Here is a 12,923-nt window from a genome sequence, read left to right on the forward strand (position 1 = left end):
AAAACCTATTTATTTTGATCGTCTTTCGGCAAATAGCGGTAAACATAAATGCCGGTGAATAAGGTTGCAATAAATGTCATAGCGATAATGCCGAAGGATTTGAAATCCACCCAAACTTCTTCCGAACAATATTGGCTGATGTAGATATTAATTAACATACAAAGAATAAAAAAGCCCGCCCAAGCTAAGTTTAACTTATTCCATATTTTTTCCGGCAACTGAATTTCTTTGCCGAGTAATTTTTCTATAAGCGGTTTTTTAAAGCCGTATTGACTGATTAAAAGAATCAATGCAAATAGCGCATATACAATAGTGACTTTCCATTGCAGATATTCCACTTTATTAAAATATGCCGTTAACGTACCAAAGAAAACAACGGCGATTCCCATGATGATTTGCTGTTTTTCAATTTTGCCGTATTTTAATTTTAATATGAGCATTTGGAAGATTGTCGCAATGATTAGCGCGATCGCAGCCTCCCGGATGCCGGCTAATTTATAAACTACAAAAAAGAGAATTAAAGGAATGAATTCAAGAAGTTGTTTCATATTATGCCTTTTGGGTAAATAAAATATAGAAGCGGTAAGTCACTACTAAAGTAAATACGCTTAAAAATGAAATTATCAAGGTTGTAATGATATTCAGAAACGTATTATTCGCTAAAAAAGCAACCTGTTGCGCAATAAAGGGTACGATAAAATAAACGAGCAAGCAGTATAAAAATAATGTACTTGTACGTTTATTTCCCAGTTGCCAGGTTTGTTGAAGTGAGGCAAAAATATTTGTTTTGCTGACGGTATAGTGGATAGGCGCAAGACAAAGGCGCACATAGACATAGACGCCGAAAATCATCAATGCGAATCCGATAATGCCGGCTGAAGCGGCCGCCGGATTAATTGCCGCCGGAATAATATTGATTAAACCGCCCATTAACGGTAAGGCAATCAGAATATTCAGAATAATTACTCCAAAAATTAACCCTAATGTTGATTTCGCCGTTTGCATGTAATCGACGGACTGGCGCCGGCTGATTTGGTGAATGCTTAAAATTCCCCAGGTAGAAAGCAATAGAGTAATGAACTGGTTCACTACATATAATAATAAAAAGTTACCGCTTTGTACGCGCTGCATCATAGTCGAAAGTTCATTTTTATCAATAGGTTCGTTGATAGCCGTTTCTGTGACTGATTGAAACAGTGATGAACCGAAAATATTCAGTATCAGTGTCACCAGACAAAAAGTAAGCGTCAGCATCAGCGTAAATTTCCGTTGGTTTCTGATGAAATTCCAACTATCCTGCAAAATTTGTTGAAAATTAATTGTCATTTATGAACCTATCTGTTTCCGAATATAAATGAGAATTAGCATTATACCTATTTTGCTGCTAATTTCATAAAAATAGTGAATTTTGATTAACATCAAATTAAATAAAATAAATAAATTTTATAAATTTTGATATTGATCACATTCTTTCTAACCTATTATTGGTATATTCATTTTGTCTTAAATAGGCACATTTTTTTTAAGTTTTTTTATGTTTTAAGGATACCATTATGAAAAAATTAGCATTAGTTCTAGGAATTTCAGCTGCATTAATAAGCGGTACGGTGATGGCGCATAGTGCCGGTGATGTGCTAATCCGCGCGGGGGGAGCATTAGTTGTTCCTGATGTAGAGAATTCAAATCCGGCATGGAGCGGATTAGATGTGAATTCCAATGCGCAATTGGGGTTAACGGCAACTTATATGGTGACCGATAATATCGGTGTGGAATTATTGGCGGCAACACCTTTTAGTCACGAAATTAAATTGGGTAATACTTTAGTGGGTAAAACAAAGCATTTGCCGCCGAGTTTATATGCGCAATATTATTTCTTGGATAAAAATTCGCCTGTTCGTCCTTATGTTGGTGCCGGTGTGAATTACACCACGTTCTTTGATGAAAAAGAAGTATTAAACGGCGTAACCGACCTTAAATTAAAAGATTCCTGGGGCTTAATCACGAATATCGGGCTTGATATTAATGTGACGGATAATTTCTACGTAAATGCCGCAATGTACTATGCCAAAATTAAAAGTAAGGCGACATTTAAAGTAGGCGGCGTTGCACAGGAAAATAAAGTTACACTCGATCCGACGATTTTCTTCTTAGGTGTAGGTTACCGTTTCTAAGGGGTTAGCAAAGATTTATTATAAAGAGTCGGACATTTATCCTACGATTATAAACTTGGTTAATAACAGGGCAGTTATCAAATTAACTGCCCTTATTTTTTTAATAGATTTTATCGCTACTTTTTTAAATGAGGATGGCTTAAAGCATTAGCTCACCAATGCTAACATTTCCTGTGCATTTGCCAGTACCGAGTCCGTAATATGTTGACCGCCCAATAATTTGGCTAGGGCTTTGATTCTTTGTTGTGATGAAAGTGCGGTCATTTTTGTTTCAGTTTTGCCTTCAACGGTTGATTTTTCTACCATAAAATGATGATGACCGTTGCAGGCAACCTGAGGTAAATGAGTTACGCACAAGACCTGACAACTATGACCTAACTTACGTAATAATTTGCCTACTACGCTTGCCGTCGCACCACTGATTCCTACATCAATTTCATCGAAAATTAAAGTCGGGATCGCCGTTTTATCCGAAGTCAGTACTTGGATTGCCAATGCGATTCGGGACAGTTCGCCACCTGAGGCAATTTTTGCTAAAGGTTGCGGCGATTGACCCAAGTTGCTTTGCAGATTAAATATGACATTATCCGCTCCGTTTACTGAAATTTTGCTGTAATCTGCAGTCAGATTAATGAAAAATTCCGCATTTTCCATTGCTAATTGTTTGACGGATTTTGTTACCTGTTTAGCCAGTTTTTCCGCACCTTGTCGGCGGCTTTGATGAAGTTTTGTTGCAGATGCCGACATTTTTTCATAAGCCTGTTGTTCTTGAGCTAGCAATTCGTTTTCACTTTCGGAAAAATCCACTAATTGGTTGAGTTCCAATTTTAATTGTTTGTGCAATTGAGTTAATTCTTCCGGTTTTACGTTATGTTTTCGGGCGAGTTGTACCGCCTGATTCATCCGTTGCTCAATTTCCCGTAAAACCTGAGGGTCCTCTTCAATATTGGCGGATAAATGCTGAATTTCGGAAGCCGCTTCCTGTACTTGAATTAGCGCTTCTTGTAATAATGCCTGCGCGTCAACGTAACGGGTGTCTAATTCGGCTAAATCTTCTAAATGCTGAGTCGTGCGATAGAGCAGGCTGTCAACGTTAACGGTCTCGTTTTCAGTTAGAATCTGTAATACGGATTGGGAAAGTTGGGTCAATTGCTCGCTATTGGATAAACGGCGTTGTTCCTCTTCTAATTCCTGATATTCGTTCGGGCGCAAATTAAACTCGTCCAATTCATTTACCTGATATTGCAGAAGTTGTTTTTTTGCTTCGTTTTCGACACATTTCTGATTAAAGGTTTTCACCTGAGATTGCAGTTCTTTCCAATTAAGATAATCCGTTTTCATTTGTTCAAGCAAATGGTTATGGGCACAAAAATTATCTAGCGCCTGTAATTGAAAATCGTTTTTCAACAGCAATTGAGAAGCGTGCTGACCATTGATATGCACAAGATACTGCCCGAATTCTTTTAATTGAGAGGCGGATACCGGCGTATTGTTGATAAAAGCTTTGGAGCGCCCGTCCTGATTAACCAAACGGCGTAAAATACATTCTTCGGGATTATCCTGATCCTGCAACTCATGATCCGTTAACCAGCGGGCGGCAGGACTATCCGCTTTTAGTTGGAATGTCGCGCAAACTTCGGCGCGTTCCTGCCCTTCGCGCAGCATTGCCGCTTCAGTGCGTTGACCCAGGCAAAGCCCCAGGGCGTCTATTGCAATAGATTTGCCGGCGCCGGTTTCACCGGTAATAACGGACATGCCTTCGGATAATTCAATATTTAAATGGCGAACAATAGCAAAATTGTTAATTGTGAGTTGAGTCAGCATAGCAATCTCCTTAACTGTATAATTGTCAGTATAATTATGTTTTTTTATACAGTAAAGAGATTATGTAAAGAAAATTAAAATAATTTTTTCAGCCAGCCTAATTTTGAACTTAACACATTGTAATAATTATAATTATGTAAATGAAGTAAGCGCAGTTTATAAGGGCTTTTTTGGATATGAACCACATCATTACAACAAATATCCAGTGCTAATTGGCTGTCGCAACTGATTTCCAGCTGCGGAATATTATATTCGGCAAAATTAACGGAAATTTTGCTGTTACCGTCAACCACTAAAGGGCGTGAAGATAGCGTATGAGGAAACATCGGCACCAGAGCGATGGCATTGAGTTGCGGAGTGAGAATCGGGCCGCCGGCAGAAAGCGAATAAGCGGTCGAACCTGTGGGAGTAGCGACGATTAAACCGTCGGAACGTTGTGAAAATGCAAATTTATCATCAATATATACATGAAAATCAATCATGTGGGCAATTTTTGCCGGGTGAATAACTAATTCATTAATGGCATTGCCTCTTGCTACGGTTTCACCGTGGCGTTTAACCACCGCTTCTAACAGAAAACGTTCTTCAACAAAAAACTCACCGTTTAAGCAGGCTTCTAATTGTGCGTAAGCGTTTTTAGGATCAATATCCGTTAAAAACCCCAAATTACCACGGTTAATACCGATCAGAGGGGTGTTATATTTGCATAGGATGCGGGCATGGCTCAGCATATTGCCGTCACCGCCGATAACTATAGCCAGTTGGGCGTGCTGACCGATTTGATCTAAGGAAGCGAGATGATTTTCCGAAAGATTCAAGGCTTTTCCTATCTCGTTTTCAACTAAAACCTGATAGCCTTGCTCACAAAGCCAATGGAAAATATTTTTGTGCATTTGCAATGTGCTGTCATTTCTCGGGCGACCTACTACACCAACAGTTTTGAAGGTTGATTGCAATGATTTAACGCTATCCTGTGACATATCCATAGAAGTCTTCTTATAAATACTTGAATCAATAAAATTTGCCCTTATATTACACAGAAAAGTGCGGTTGGCAAACATTAACATTTTTTGATCGGTTTGCTACAATGATACGACTAATCTTATTTAAAGCAATAAGCTTAATTAGACAGGTTTAATTTTTAATGGAGAAAATAATGTCAGAACAAGAAAAAAATCAGGAAAATTTGGAAAATGCGGAAGAATTAACGCAGAAAGCGAATGATACCGAAAATTCTGCCGAGCAAGCTGAACCTGCGGATGAAACCGCATCGGACGCATTGGAAGAGGCGATTGCCCGGGTACAGGAGCTTGAAGAGCAATTAGCCGAAACCGCGAAAAAAGAACAGGATTTATTGCTTCGTTCGCGTGCCGAGTTAGATAATATGCGCCGTCGGGCCGAGCAAGACGTAGAAAAGGCACATAAATTTGCGTTAGAAAAATTCTCAAAAGATATTTTAAATACGATTGATAATCTTGAACGGGCACTGGCGACACCGGCAAATAAAGAGGATGAAGCGGTCAAATCCTTATTTGACGGCGTTGAACTTACTTTAAAAGAGTTGCTTGCAACCGTAGCGCGTTTTGGCGTAGAGCCTGTGGGAGCAGTGGGCGAAACATTCAATCCTGAATTGCATCAGGCTATTTCTATGCAATCTGCGGAAGGTTTTGAAACCAACCAAATTACTGTCGTATTACAAAAAGGCTATTTATTAAACGGCCGCGTCATTCGCCCCGCAATGGTGATGGTTGCCGCTTAATATTATTTTTAACCGGTTGATTAATAGAAGAAAAGTGCGGTAAATTTTACCGCACTTTTTGTATTTTCTTTTATATAGGTTTGTGTTGACCGAATAAGCACTACATCCAGGCATTATTACGAATAATACCCACGGCAATACCTTCAATTTCAAAATTCGGTTGTTCTTTCAGATTTACTATAATCGGTTTGAATTCCTCATTTTCCGCATGGAGATAAACCACATCGCCTTTGCGTTCCAAACGTTTTACGGTTACTTCGTCTTCAATACGAGCGACAATAACCTGTCCGTTTCTCACGTCTTTTGTGCTATGCACCGCCAATAAATCGCCGTCTAGAATGCCGATGTCTTTCATGGATTGTCCGTATACTTTTAATAAGAAGTCCGCCTGAGGTTTGAACATGTCCGCATCCACTTTATATGTGCCTTCAATGTGTTGTTCGGCAAGAATCGGCTCACCGGCGGCAACCCGCCCGATTAGCGGCAGGCCTGCATCTTCGTCATTGGCGGATTCCTCCGTATCAACCAATAAACGAATGCCCCGCGAAGTTCCGGAAAGAATTTCGACCACGCCTTTGCGCGCCAAGGCTTTTAAATGTTCTTCCGCCGCGTTAGGGGAACGGAAACCCAATTCACGGGAAATTTCTGCACGAGTCGGCGGCATACCTGTCGTTTCAATATGATGTTTCAGAAAATTAAAGACTTCTTGTTGACGGGCGGTAAGCGCTTTGATTGGTTTCATATAAATCCCCTGTTTTTTTGTACAGAATGCTGACATTATATACAGGATATGAAAAGTTGCAATCTTTTTATTTGTGAAGTCGTTACGGGTGCCTAAATAATACCTGCTGAAAAAATGTGACTTTTATTACAAATCCATTATCTGCACCTAACTAAATGAAGAAATTATGTTAAAATGCAAGATGTTAATTTAGGTGTAGGGAAATGTATTATGACAAGTCTTTTAAATTTATATCGAAAGGTGCTGGAAGCGCCGCTATCTTTTTTAGTAAAAAATAATCCCATTCCAAGCAATCCCATTGAGGAGTTAAAACTAAACGTCAGCCAGCCTATTGTTTATGTTTTGCCTTATACGTCGCAAACCGATTTTGTTATTTTCCGCAAAAACTGCCTCAGCGTAGGCTTGCCGGATCCTATTGAAACCAATGATATTCACGGCAAACAATTGCCTCGTTATGTGTTTTTAGACGAAGGTCGGCAGATTTTCAAATCGAAAGGTCCGAAAAAAGAAACGGAGAAAGTTTTTTATAATTATCTCGAATTGCACCGCGCATTCGGCGATTTAGACGTTCAGGTTATTCCCGTTTCGGTCTTGTGGGGGCGTGCGCCGGGCAGAGAAGACAAAGGTAAGCTGCCGCAACTTCGTTTATTGAACGGTATGCAAAAAACCATTGCCGCCATGTGGTTCGGTCGCGATACTTTCGTGCGTTTCTCGCAAGCGGTATCTTTGCGTTATATGGTTACGGAACATGGTGCGGATCAGTCTATCGCACAAAAATTAGCCCGTGTGGCAAAAATGCACTTTGCCAAACAACGTTTTTCCGCAACCGGTCCGCGTTTGCCGAATCGTCAGGCGATGTTTAACAAACTTCTGCAATCGCCGGTTATTTTGAGCGCCATTGCGGATGAAGCAAAAAGCAAAAATATGAGCCGGGAACGGGCTCATCAGGAAGCGGAAAAAATTCTGAAAGAAATAGCCGCAGATGTGAGTTACGAAAATTTACGGGTGTTAGATCGCCTGTTACGTTGGTTATGGAATAAATTATATCAAGGGATCGATATTGAAAATGCGGATCGTGTTCGCCAATTGGCACTGGAAGGACATGAAATCGTTTATGTGCCTTGCCACCGAAGCCATATCGACTATTTATTATTATCTTATGTGTTGTACCATCAAGGTTTGGTTCCACCCCATATTGCCGCGGGTATCAATTTGAATTTCTGGCCGGCAGGTCCGATTTTCCGTCGTAGCGGTGCATTTTTTATTCGTCGTACCTTTAAAGGAAACCGCTTGTATTCAACCATCTTTCGTGAATATTTGGGCGAACTTTTCCACCGCGGTTATTCCGTGGAATATTTTATTGAAGGCGGTCGTTCCCGCACCGGGCGTCTATTAACGCCAAAAACCGGAATGATGTCTATGACTTTGCAGGCGTTGCAGCAGCGTCAAACCCGTCCGATCACCGTAGTACCCGTCTACATCGGTTATGAACACGTTTTAGAAGTGGATACCTATGCAAAAGAATTACGCGGTGCGGCAAAAGAAAAAGAAAATGCCGGGCTTGTTCTGCGCGTAATTAAAAAACTGCGTAATTTAGGTAAAGGTTATGTGAATTTCGGCGAACCGATCACATTAAGCAATTATTTGAATCAGCATTATCCTGAGTGGAAAAACACCGACGATGAAAAACCGACTTGGTTTAATAAAGCGGTAGACAGCATTTCTAATCAAGTAATGGTGAATATCAATAACGCGGCGGCGGTGAACGCGATGAACTTAACCGGTACGGCGCTGCTTTCTTCCCGTCAGCGAGCGTTATCCCGCGAACAATTGCTGGAACAATTGCAAAGTTATCAGGAATTTTTACAAAACGTGCCTTATTCCGATGATGTGATTGTTCCTGCCGAATCGCCGGAAGAAATGCTTAAACATGTGTTAGGTTTAGAGCGTGTGGGCGTGTTGGTGGAAAAAGACAGTTTCGGCGAATTAGTCCGTCTGGAACGCAATTCCGCCGTGTTAATGACTTATTACCGCAATAACATTCAGCATTTATTTGCGTTGCCTTCGTTGGTAGCAAGCATTATTCTGCATTATGAAAAAATTCACAACAGAGAATTATTGCATGCGGTACAGCGTATTTATCCGTTCCTGAAAAACGAGCTCTTTATTCATATTGAAAAAGAAGAGTTAACGCTGGTTGTTGAAAAAATTATTGCCGAATTCCACCGCCAAAAGCTGATTGATGTGGACGGCGACGTATTCAGTATTAATGATCGTGGAATCCGCACGCTGCAACTTTGGGCGTCTGCGGTGAGAGAAATTCTGCAACGTTACCGCATTACCATTGCGATTTTGCAATACAAGCCGGATATTGCAAGAAACGCACTGGAAAAAGAAAGCCAATCCGTAGCGCAACGTTTATCCGTCTTGCACGGTATTAATGCGCCGGAGTTTTTTGATAAAGCGGTGTTTGCGGAATTTACCGCAAGCTTAAAAGACAACGGTTATTTTGATGAAGCTGGCAATGCGGTGACGGAAAAATTAGATGAACTGGCGGATATTTTAAATCATATTATTTCCGCCGAAGTAAATTTAACGATTAGAAGCGCCATTGAGAAAGCCGAGGAAATGCCGGCTCAGGAATAATGATGAAAGATTCCGCGTTAATTGAGTTATTTTTAAACGAATTATGGCTTGGAAAAGGATTATCCGATAACACGGTGCAATCTTACCGGTTGGATTTAACCGCATTAAGCCAATGGTTGCAAGGGCAGGGCAAGAGCCTTGAAACCCTTGATTCTTCCGATCTCCAAGCATTTCTCGGCGAACGGGTGGATCAGGGTTATAAAGCCACCAGTACGGCAAGAATGCTCAGCGCTATGCGAAAACTTTTTCAATATTTATATCAGGAAAGCTATCGTACCGATGATCCCAGCGCTATATTAAGTTCGCCCAAGTTACCGGGTCGTTTGCCTAAATATTTAACCGAGCAACAGGTGGGGGATTTATTAAATGCGCCAAGTACGGATATTCCGCTGGAATTGCGCGATAAAGCCATGCTTGAACTATTATATGCCACCGGTTTGCGGGTAACCGAACTTGTCACCTTAAGCACGGATAATATCAATCTTGAGCAAGGCGTGGTACGCGTGATTGGCAAAGGTAATAAGGAACGCATTGTACCCATGGGCGAGGAAGCTTCTTATTGGGTCGGGCAGTTTATTCTATACGGGCGCCCCATGCTGCTAAACGGGCAAAGTTCGGATGTTATTTTTCCAAGCAAACGGGCATTGCAAATGACAAGGCAGACTTTCTGGCACCGCATTAAGCATTATGCGATTTTAGCGGATATCGATACCGACAGCCTCTCGCCGCACGTATTGCGCCATGCCTTTGCCACTCATTTGGTGAATCACGGCGCCGATTTGCGAGTGGTGCAAATGTTATTGGGCCACAGCGATTTATCTACCACCCAAATTTATACCCATGTAGCGAAAGAACGGTTGAAACGCCTGCATGAAAAATACCACCCGAGGGGCTAATAAAACAACAAAAGTGCGGTGCAAATTTTCGAATTTTTGGAATAAAATCAGGGATCGTATTCAACAAAAAACTTTCGGTGCCCGATAAAAACGAAAGCAAAAGCGCAAACTGATTTTCCGATTTATAGATTTTCAAAATTTCGTAAATTTGCACCGCACTTTTTATTAAACCGATTTCCGTACATTGCGCAAAAAAACTGCTATAATCCCGCGATTTTTATTTAAAACACAGAGTAATTCAATAATGAAAGAACTTTTCGCCACCACAGCCCGTGGTTTTGAAGAATTATTAAAACTAGAATTAAGCTCGCTCGGCGCCACAGAATGTCAGGTGGCGCAAGGCGGCGTGCATTTTATGGCGGACGACGAAACCCAATACCGTGCCTTGTTATGGTCTCGTTTAAGCTCCCGCATTTTACTGCCAATTGTAAAAACAAAAATTTACAGCGATTTAGATTTATATTCCGCCGTAGTGAGCCAAAACTGGCTGGCTTATTTTGATGAGCGCGTACGCTTTTTGGTGGATTTTAACGGCACGAACCGCGAAATCCGCCATACCCAATTTGGCGCAATGCGTGTGAAAGACGGTATCGTCGATTATTTCGAACGTAACGGCAAAGCCCGTCCGAATGTAGATAAGGATTACCCTGATATCCGCATTCATGCTTATTTAAACCGGGATGATTTGGTGCTTTCCCTGGATTTAAGCGGTGAAGCGTTGCATTTGCGCGGTTACCGCGAAGATTCCGGTGCGGCGCCGTTGCGCGAAACCCTTGCCGCCGCGATCGTGTTGCGTTCCGGCTGGAAAGAAGGCACGCCTTTGGTTGATCCGATGTGCGGTTCCGGCACCCTGCTTATTGAAGCGGCACAAATGGAAGCCAAAATTGCGCCGCAATTGCACCGTATGCATTGGGGTTTTGATTTTTGGCGGGGACATAATCAGGCAGCCTGGGAAAAAGTCAAGAGAGAAGCGGTTGCTATGGCGGAGGCGGAGTTTAACAAAAATCCGAATCCTCATTTTTACGGCTTCGACCTTGATCACCGCGTGTTACAAAAAGCGCAGCGAAACGCACAAAATGCCGGCGTGGCGCATCTGATTAAATGGAAACAAGGCGATGTAGCGGCGTTAAAAAATCCGACACCGGAAGATAAAGGCACGGTAATCTGCAATCCGCCTTATGGCGAGCGCTTAGGCACAACGCCTGCGTTAATCGCGCTCTATTCGGTATTCGGTCAGCGTTTAAAAGAACAATTCCCGGGTTGGAACGCTTCAATTTTCAGTTCCGAACAGGGATTATTGGATTGCTTGCGAATGCGTTCTCACCGCCAATTTAAGGCGAAAAACGGCCCGCTGGATTGTATTCAGAAAAATTATCAAATTTCCGACCGCACTTTGAGCCCGGAAAATAAAAGTGCGGTGGAAAATGCCGGAGAATTTAAGCCGAACGCGAATGTGGCGACGGATTTTGCCAATCGCTTACAGAAAAACATCAAGAAAATTGAAAAATGGGCGAAGCAAGAGGGGATTGAAGCTTACCGTTTATATGATGCGGATTTGCCCGATTATAATCTGGCGGTAGATCATTACGGTGACCATATCGTGGTGCAGGAATATGCGGCGCCGAAAAATATTGATGAAAATAAAGCGCGCCAGCGCTTATTGGATGCGGTAACCGCTACGCTTGCGGTTACCGGTGTGGAAACCAATAAATTAATTTTAAAAGTGCGTCAAAAGCAAAAGGGCGCCAATCAATATGAAAAACTGGCAAATAAAGGCGAGTATTTCTATGTAAATGAATACGGTGCGAAACTTTGGGTTAACCTGACGGATTATTTAGACACCGGATTATTCCTGGATCACCGTTTGACCCGTCGTATGGTAGGGCAAATGGCAAAAGGTAAAGATTTCCTGAATCTCTTTGCCTATACCGGATCCGCTACGGTTCATGCCGCATTGGGCGGGGCTAAGTCAACCACTACGGTGGATATGTCGAATACTTACCTGAACTGGGCGGAGCAAAATTTGATCCTGAATGAGGCGGACGGCAAACAGCACAAATTAATTCAGGCTGATTGCTTACAATGGCTGGCAAATTGCGCGCAACAATTCGATTTGATTTTTGTTGACCCGCCTACGTTCTCCAATTCCAAACGAATGGAAGACAGCTGGGACGTACAACGGGATCACATCAAGTTAATGAGCAATCTAAAACGAATTTTACGTCCAAACGGTACCATTGTTTTTTCCAACAATAAACGCGGTTTCAAAATGGATTTTGAAGGTTTAACCCGACTCGGTTTAAAAGCCGAAGAAATTTCCGCCAAAACGCTACCCTTGGATTTCGAACGGAACAAACAAATCCATAATTGCTGGATTGTGGAGTTTGTTTAAGATTTAAGAAAATTAGTTGATTGGAGTATTGTTACGGATGCCTGGCATGGTGTCCGTAATATATGCTGATTACAATATAATTTTTTACGTAGCAACCGTCTGTATTCCCCTTTCCTCTGAAGGTTAAAATTCCAATCAATATTATTGTGGGTTGAATAATATAATTAGTGTAGTACCGAGCATATTTTTTAGGAATATTTCTTAATTTGTAAGGTAAAATCGCTTTTCCATAAGCGGCTCAACATTTTCTCAATAAATCATTGTAAAACCTGACATTTCTTTACTTTCATTTACATAATAAAGTTTTTATATAAGACTTTGAGATTATCCGATTTTAAAGCGGAATAATTATGTTAAATAGCTAATTAACTAATTGATATGTAAAACCTTTTGTAGTTATAGTTAAAAGCTACATAAATTGTATATTTTTTGTTTTTTTGCTTATTATTTGTTTGCTCTGATTGGTTAATTATTAGATAATATGCGCGAATAT

Annotated in this window: 10 protein-coding genes; 5 read left to right on the forward strand and 5 right to left on the reverse strand. The window is 41.2% G+C overall.

What is annotated here, in order from left to right; genetic code table 11:
- Positions 1-5 precede the first annotated feature (5 nt).
- Positions 6-548, reverse strand: coding sequence for a septation protein A (locus tag A4G13_RS01520; protein WP_011199916.1), 543 nt, complete (start codon positions 546-548; stop codon positions 6-8).
- 1 nt (position 549) lies between these two features.
- Positions 550-1,326 carry a YciC family protein gene (locus A4G13_RS01525; protein ID WP_090654679.1) on the reverse strand — a complete coding sequence of 259 codons (777 nt, stop codon included), beginning with the start codon at positions 1,324-1,326 and terminating at the stop codon, positions 550-552.
- 227 nt (positions 1,327-1,553) lie between these two features.
- Between A4G13_RS01525 and A4G13_RS01530 the strand changes: the two genes are divergently transcribed.
- Positions 1,554-2,171 (forward strand): OmpW family outer membrane protein, encoded by a 618-nt coding sequence (locus A4G13_RS01530; RefSeq protein ID WP_090654681.1) that lies wholly within the window; start codon positions 1,554-1,556, stop codon positions 2,169-2,171.
- Between the two features lie 147 nt (positions 2,172-2,318).
- On the opposite strand, the gene recN is transcribed toward A4G13_RS01530, so the two are convergent.
- Together recN and A4G13_RS01540 are read right to left on the reverse strand one after the other, a co-directional pair.
- On the reverse strand, positions 2,319-3,995 hold the full coding sequence (gene recN / locus A4G13_RS01535; protein ID WP_090654684.1) for a DNA repair protein RecN: 1,677 nt from the start codon (positions 3,993-3,995) through the stop codon (positions 2,319-2,321).
- Between the two features lie 74 nt (positions 3,996-4,069).
- Complete coding sequence (locus tag A4G13_RS01540) at positions 4,070-4,975, reverse strand: NAD(+) kinase (protein ID WP_041640154.1); 906 nt, start codon at positions 4,973-4,975, stop codon at positions 4,070-4,072.
- Between the two features lie 176 nt (positions 4,976-5,151).
- Here A4G13_RS01540 and grpE point away from each other — a divergent pair, with 176 nt between their 5' ends.
- Complete coding sequence (grpE, locus tag A4G13_RS01545) at positions 5,152-5,754, forward strand: nucleotide exchange factor GrpE (RefSeq protein WP_142999794.1); 603 nt, start codon at positions 5,152-5,154, stop codon at positions 5,752-5,754.
- A 100-nt stretch (positions 5,755-5,854) separates the two neighbouring features.
- On the opposite strand, the gene lexA is transcribed toward grpE, so the two are convergent.
- Positions 5,855-6,496 carry a transcriptional repressor LexA gene (gene lexA, locus A4G13_RS01550; RefSeq protein ID WP_090654686.1) on the reverse strand — a complete coding sequence of 214 codons (642 nt, stop codon included), beginning with the start codon at positions 6,494-6,496 and terminating at the stop codon, positions 5,855-5,857.
- Between the two features lie 210 nt (positions 6,497-6,706).
- Between lexA and plsB the strand changes: the two genes are divergently transcribed.
- The 3 genes from plsB to rlmKL all read left to right on the forward strand — a co-directional run bounded on the left by plsB (position 6,707) and on the right by rlmKL (position 12,430).
- Entirely contained in the window at positions 6,707-9,142 is a 2,436-nt protein-coding gene (gene plsB / locus A4G13_RS01555; RefSeq protein WP_090654779.1) for a glycerol-3-phosphate 1-O-acyltransferase PlsB, read from the forward strand.
- Between the two features lie 2 nt (positions 9,143-9,144).
- Positions 9,145-10,038: a site-specific tyrosine recombinase XerD gene (gene xerD, locus A4G13_RS01560; RefSeq protein ID WP_041639609.1), complete on the forward strand. Its 894-nt coding sequence runs from the start codon at positions 9,145-9,147 to the stop codon at positions 10,036-10,038.
- A gap of 244 nt (positions 10,039-10,282) precedes the next feature.
- Positions 10,283-12,430, forward strand: coding sequence for a bifunctional 23S rRNA (guanine(2069)-N(7))-methyltransferase RlmK/23S rRNA (guanine(2445)-N(2))-methyltransferase RlmL (gene rlmKL / locus A4G13_RS01565; RefSeq protein ID WP_090654688.1), 2,148 nt, complete (start codon positions 10,283-10,285; stop codon positions 12,428-12,430).
- Positions 12,431-12,923: the final 493 nt, after the last annotated feature.

Source organism: Basfia succiniciproducens, assembly GCF_011455875.1.
Lineage (GTDB): Bacteria > Pseudomonadota > Gammaproteobacteria > Enterobacterales > Pasteurellaceae > Basfia > Basfia succiniciproducens.

Coding starts and splice junctions, on each gene's coding strand:
- rlmKL (WP_090654688.1), top strand. CDS start 10,283: ATGAAAGAACTTTTCGCCACCACAGCCCGTGGTTTTGAAGAATTATTA.
- A4G13_RS01525 (WP_090654679.1), bottom strand. CDS start 1,326: ATGACAATTAATTTTCAACAAATTTTGCAGGATAGTTGGAATTTCATC.
- A4G13_RS01540 (WP_041640154.1), bottom strand. CDS start 4,975: ATGTCACAGGATAGCGTTAAATCATTGCAATCAACCTTCAAAACTGTT.
- A4G13_RS01520 (WP_011199916.1), bottom strand. CDS start 548: ATGAAACAACTTCTTGAATTCATTCCTTTAATTCTCTTTTTTGTAGTT.
- lexA (WP_090654686.1), bottom strand. CDS start 6,496: ATGAAACCAATCAAAGCGCTTACCGCCCGTCAACAAGAAGTCTTTAAT.
- xerD (WP_041639609.1), top strand. CDS start 9,145: ATGAAAGATTCCGCGTTAATTGAGTTATTTTTAAACGAATTATGGCTT.
- grpE (WP_142999794.1), top strand. CDS start 5,152: ATGTCAGAACAAGAAAAAAATCAGGAAAATTTGGAAAATGCGGAAGAA.
- recN (WP_090654684.1), bottom strand. CDS start 3,995: ATGCTGACTCAACTCACAATTAACAATTTTGCTATTGTTCGCCATTTA.
- plsB (WP_090654779.1), top strand. CDS start 6,707: ATGACAAGTCTTTTAAATTTATATCGAAAGGTGCTGGAAGCGCCGCTA.
- A4G13_RS01530 (WP_090654681.1), top strand. CDS start 1,554: ATGAAAAAATTAGCATTAGTTCTAGGAATTTCAGCTGCATTAATAAGC.